The organism is Bacillus sp. J33, assembly GCF_000518885.1.
Classification (GTDB): Bacteria; Bacillota; Bacilli; order Bacillales; family Cytobacillaceae; genus Cytobacillus.
In genome coordinates this window covers 1-5,359 of the sequence record NZ_JAEL01000168.1, presented here as the reverse complement: position 1 = coordinate 5,359, position 5,359 = coordinate 1, and the positions used below count along the sequence as shown (strand labels likewise).

Annotated in this window: 3 protein-coding genes and 3 pseudogenes; 4 read left to right on the top strand and 2 right to left on the bottom strand. The window is 31.9% G+C overall.

Annotated elements, in window-relative coordinates:
• Nucleotides 1–261: pseudogene (istB, locus tag L634_RS33150) on the top strand (IS21-like element IS643 family helper ATPase IstB); the annotation flags it as partial.
• A gap of 230 nt (nucleotides 262–491) precedes the next feature.
• Here the strand turns inward: istB and dndD are convergent.
• Together dndD and L634_RS0128100 are read right to left on the bottom strand one after the other, a co-directional pair.
• Complete coding sequence (gene dndD / locus L634_RS0128105; RefSeq protein WP_026585252.1) at nucleotides 492–2,507, bottom strand: DNA sulfur modification protein DndD; 2,016 nt, start codon at nucleotides 2,505–2,507, stop codon at nucleotides 492–494.
• Nucleotides 2,508–2,524: 17 nt separating this feature from the next.
• On the bottom strand, nucleotides 2,525–2,707 hold the full coding sequence (locus tag L634_RS0128100) for a DNA modification system-associated small protein (protein WP_026585251.1): 183 nt from the start codon (nucleotides 2,705–2,707) through the stop codon (nucleotides 2,525–2,527).
• A gap of 181 nt (nucleotides 2,708–2,888) precedes the next feature.
• Between L634_RS0128100 and L634_RS0128095 the strand changes: the two genes are divergently transcribed.
• From L634_RS0128095 to L634_RS34535, 3 genes and pseudogenes are all read left to right on the top strand, one after another.
• On the top strand, nucleotides 2,889–3,878 hold the full coding sequence (locus tag L634_RS0128095) for an HNH endonuclease (protein WP_026585250.1): 990 nt from the start codon (nucleotides 2,889–2,891) through the stop codon (nucleotides 3,876–3,878).
• A 132-nt stretch (nucleotides 3,879–4,010) separates the two neighbouring features.
• Nucleotides 4,011–4,562, top strand: a pseudogene (locus L634_RS0128090) (DUF3578 domain-containing protein); the annotation flags it as partial.
• Nucleotides 4,563–4,630: 68 nt separating this feature from the next.
• Nucleotides 4,631–5,359 (top strand): annotated as a pseudogene (locus L634_RS34535) (IS3 family transposase); the annotation flags it as partial.

Below are 5,359 nucleotides of genomic sequence, written 5' to 3'. Positions count from 1 at the left end.
GATGATTTAATGTATATGGCCATGGACCAGAGAGAAGCAAACTTATTCTTTCACTTGATTAATCATTTGTACGAACGAAGTTCGATCATCCTGACTTCAAATAAAAGTCCAGATGAGTGGGGTAATTTAATTGGGGACCAAGGGATTACAACAGCTATTTTAGATCGCTTACTTCATCGTGTGGAAGTCATCCATGGAGGTGAAAACGAGGAAAGTCATCGCATGAAAAACCGGAAAAGCATTTTTTCAGCAGAAGTGTAAAAAGGAAACGAGCAAAAAGTGTAAAATTCAACTTGACGTCTACATCCGGAATAGTCCATTTGTTTTTACCACTCATATATTCTTCTGTAACAGGTCCATTTGCAATTGATAGCCCTTTAGAAAGTGCCACTTTAATACCCATAGGCCGATCTACTTCCAAGACTTCAGTTAATGTATCGAGTATAGTTTTCCCCTCTTCGGATAGCGACATTCTTTTGTTAGACATTTAATCACCTCTTTACAAATTTAAAATATCCATCTCTAATAATGGTGTATTTTTTATCCTGATCATAATCAAGCATATATTGCTTATAAGAATTTTTTTCCATTAACTTTACATAATCCTGAGTAATCTCTGTGTCAGTGGACAAGATAATTACCTGTTCACTTAATTCTTTATAATAATGGTTCATTAAGTGATTTCTATGATAGCTATCAAGTCGTCCAAGTGGAGTATCTATTACCATTGGAAGTGATAGATCTGAGGCTTTAGTAAGGGCCCAAATCAAAGCAGAAGATATCATCTGCATCTCACCTGCAGAGCGGTCTTGAATACTTACTTCCTGCATTCGATCATTATATAGCCTGATAGTATAAGTGTTAATATCAAACTCAATTTTTCCAAACTCATCTTGTTTTCTAAACAATTGACTTAACATCTTAGCGAACTCTTCTTTAATATATGTTGCTTTTAAGGCTGTTACTTCAGCGACATATTGCTCCATTGTTTTAATGGTACGTAAAACTTGACTGTTTTGTTGTTGTAGGGAATCTAAATCTTCATCTTGTCCTGCCATTCTGCTTAGGTTATTTAACAGCCTTGATTTTTCTTCATTAGCAGTATTCAGTTTGCTAGATATTGTCTTGAACCTTAAGTAAATCTCTCCTAATTTTTTTGCTAATAAATCAATCTTATTGCTTTCCTCTTCTACATTTACTGCTTCCGGTGCATTTCGGATCTCAATTTCCAAATTGTCGTACTCTTGCTGAAGTTTTTCAATTTTGTTAATCATTTCAGTAACTTGCATTTTATCTTTAATAAAAAGGTTTATTAAATACAAATAGTCATTATTTGAAATATCATGTATTAATTTGAATCCTTCAGGAACTAGATTTTTTATATCATTTTCCTTAATCCAAATTTCTTCTCCGAGCTTTTCTATTTGTGTTAGTTGTTCTTGGGTTAGGGGAGGAGTAATTCTCTTGCCTAATAATTGGTTCATAAAGTTTCTGTATGGTGTTAGTGAAGCATTTTGCAATATTTTCTTGTGATTTACCTCGTTTTCCAGTTTAAGTTTCTTTTTTAAGTTGGCAATTTTGTTTCTTAGGATAATATTTATCATATTTTGATGTAAAAATGCATTGAGTTCTTCTTTTGCTAGCTTTAATTCAGTTTCCACACGTGATTGTTTCTTTACGATAACTTCTCTGGATTTAGAGTTTTGTGCAATTTTGTTATTTCTTTCTTGTTTAGCTGTATTAATTAGACCCTTATATTTGCTAATTTCTGATGAAAGTTTAACTTTCTTTGTTTCCAAGGTAGTTATTGTTCCTTTTATTTCTTCAAGCTCTGTCTTAATGCTATTGAGTTTCACTTGACTAACAGATTTAGCTAACTTATTTTCTATAGAACCTTGAAGTGCTTTAAGGTCTGTTAATAGTAGTTTATATGCCTCCATACCTGTTATTTTGCGTATGGCTTCTTTCATTTCATTACTATTTTGCCTTAAAATAATATCTTTAATTTCTTCTCCATCAAAGATAAAAAACGGAGCTGCATGATATGGAATTATTCGATCAATAAATTTATTAAATACTTCAATATTATCGATTCTTGCATGCTTGGAAATCCTTGATCCAGGTTTTTTTACATCTAGATCTCTTTGCTCGTGAGTCATTCTTTTTAACTGATCAAAATACCATTTTACTTTTAGTGTCCATTCTTCACCTGAATCGGTTTCTAAAGAGAGAGAGACTGAGCATTCTCGTCCACCTTCATCAAAGAAGGTATTATTAATTACATTTGAAAATAACCTTTTATACTCACTTTCAGACATTCCTCTTTTACCGAAAAGAACGTATAAGATTGCTTTTAATATTGTCGTCTTTCCTGCACCATTTAATCCACCTAGAAGAATAATATTTTGTCCAGTTTCTTCTCTTACTTCTTTTGGAATATATAGGTCAATATCTTGATGTCCATAATAAGTTTTATAGTTATCAAAAGTTAATTTCTTTAATAACACTGTTTATCACCTAACTACTATTTTTTTGTATGGAAATAAAATAAGTCTTTATACTCTTTAATTCTTCCGCCTTGACTAACATTTTCGTAGGAAAGTTTTTCAGCTGACTTAATAAGGTCCTTTGCAAGTTTAAGAGGTACATCATTTTGGTTACAAACTCTTGCTAGGAGTTCAAGTTCACGTTTTTTTATTTCTTTCATTTAAATCACCTTCGTTTATTATGGTAAAAAGAGGATATTTAAATTAAATAACTATTAAAATCTTAACATATTTATAGTTAAATTTTACAATTATGTTACAGTACAAATATTACCATAGAACCTTATCAAAAAAAAGGAAAGGTATATTCTTAAAATAACTGTAAGTAAGGAGGGATAAAATTTGGCTTGGGACTTAAAAGTAGGAGAAATTAAATCAACTTATATCACTGATGAAGACATTTGGAAGGTTCTCAATAATTTTTTCTCTAGATCATATACAACTATGTCTTATAAGTTTGGTTTTTTTAAAACCCTTATTGAAAACTTGTATAATGTTAATGAATATTTAGAACTCGATTATAATAAAATGTTTTTTTCATTTGCAAAAATATATTGGAACTTGGTTGTTCATCATAAATTATGGCAATCAAACAATAAAAATCAGGCTTCAAGTATTCAAAAATTACTTGAAGGTTACTGTGATAAATATTCAATTCCTCCTGAATGGACATTTGATAAATTGGAAGACAAAGTTCAATTAGAAATTATTACAGATATAAAAAAGACGGGAAAAAAATATGTAATTGGAGCATTTTACGGTGATACGAAAGGTCTGTTTTATGAATTTGACCGTAACAAGGAGTACTTTAAATTTAATTTGCCAGTTTATAAGTTCTTGCAAAAACATCAAAAAATAATTACGTATTTAACTAATTATCATTTAGCAATATTTTTAGAAAAACATAATTCTGTACCAAATATTAATTATCTTTTAACGAAAATTGAGAATGTATCTAAACGTTCTTCTTTAAACCCCTTTTATCACATATTGTTGAAATACGAAGATAATGTATGTTTTTATTGTAGCAAATCCTTAAAAAGGAAAAGAAATACTTCTCATGTCGATCATTTCATTCCGTGGAGTTTTGTGCAAAATGATAATTTATGGAATCTTGTGCTTGCATGCCCGACATGTAATCATAAGAAAAAAGACAAGTTAGCAGAAAAAAGCTTTTTGTTTGAAATTGTGGAAAGAAACGAAAAATTGATAAGTAATATTAATCTAGAAGATATTGAATTTTTCAGCAATTATCAATCTGAAAAACTAATAAAGCTTTATCAGTACTCAAGCTTTAACGGCTACATAGATAGTTGGAAACCTAACTATTAATAATAAAAGAAAGTAAATCTAAATGATAAGAAATCATAAATTTCGTAGTAATAAAGTAACAACTAAACGTAGAGTTATAGTAAAAAACCAAAGTGAAAACAAAAAGTATCTGAATAAAGAAGTAGGGAGCAAACCATGTCTAGCAACTTAAGAGAAAAAATATTAAGAATAATGAATGAATACATAGAAGCCAAAAGGGAACCTTTTGGTGGTCATTCACTTGGTGGATTTGTTAGAAATGATGTCACTGCCGAAATTAATAGCTTACCTTTTATTGATACCACCAAGTACGTTGTAACAGGATCAGTAGGCCAAGGTAACTGGGCTTCCGTTCCTTGGGTAGCAATCATGAATCGCAGAATTACCGTTTCTACTCAAAGGGGCTACTACATTGTATATCTTTTTAACGAGGATATGCAGAGCGTGTACCTCACATTGGCTCAGGGTGTGACAGAAACATCAAAAGAAGAAATGGTAAGAATTAAAACTGAGATTAGAGAGTCTATTCCATCATCTAGTAAGGTTAAGGTAGACGATGATATTAGATTAGGGGATAGTAAAAAGGCAAGAGATTACGCTTTATCTACTGCAGCTTATATTCAATATGATGCAGGACAAATGCCGGAAGAAGGCGTAATAGTAAAGGACTTACAAGAGATGATTTATATTTATGAGAATTTCATGAACAGGCTACACTTAGTTGGACAGAATTTTTAAGGTCAAGTAGACTACAGATAACACATTAGAGGAGAATCTACATGGCCAAAAGAGAACGGCGAACATTTACTGAAGATTTCAAACAACAGATCGTGCAGTTGTACCAAAATGGGAAACCAAGAAAAGAGATTATTCGTGAGTATGACCTTACTCCTTCATCATTTGATAAGTGGGTGAATCAGAGTCAGAACTCTGGTTCTTTTAAGGAAAAAGACAATTTAACAGGTGAACAAACGGAACTGATTGAACTCCGTAAGAGAAACAAGCAACTAGAAATGGAAAATGACATTTTAAAGCAAGCCGCGCTGATACTAGGACGAAAGTAAATGTAATCAAGAATAACCAAAACAAATACTCGATATCAGCAATGTGCAAAGTCCTACAAATCCCTAGAAGCAGCTATTATTATGAAGCAAAAGAAAGAAACCCAGAGGATAATATTACCTCCGATGTAATCGACATTTTTCATGCCAGCCGTCAAAATTATGGGACACGTAAAATCAAAATAGAATTAAAGAAACGCGGTCTCATCGTTTCAAGAAGAAGAATTGGGCGCATTATGCAGGAGCAGGGTCTTGTGTCTTCATATACAGTAGCTCAATTTAAGCCACATGCGAAATCCTGTAATGAATCCGAACAGAAAAACGAACTGAAGCGTGAGTTCAGCCAGGAAAAAGAAATGACAGCAATCGTAAGCGATTTGACATACGTAAGAGTCAATCAAAAATGGAATTACGTATGTGTCTTTGTCGATCTCTTTAATC

Bases quoted from the DNA above. Each gene is read 5' to 3' on its own strand.
- L634_RS0128100 (WP_026585251.1), bottom strand. From the start codon at position 2,707: ATGAAAGAAATAAAAAAACGTGAACTTGAACTCCTAGCAAGAGTTTGT.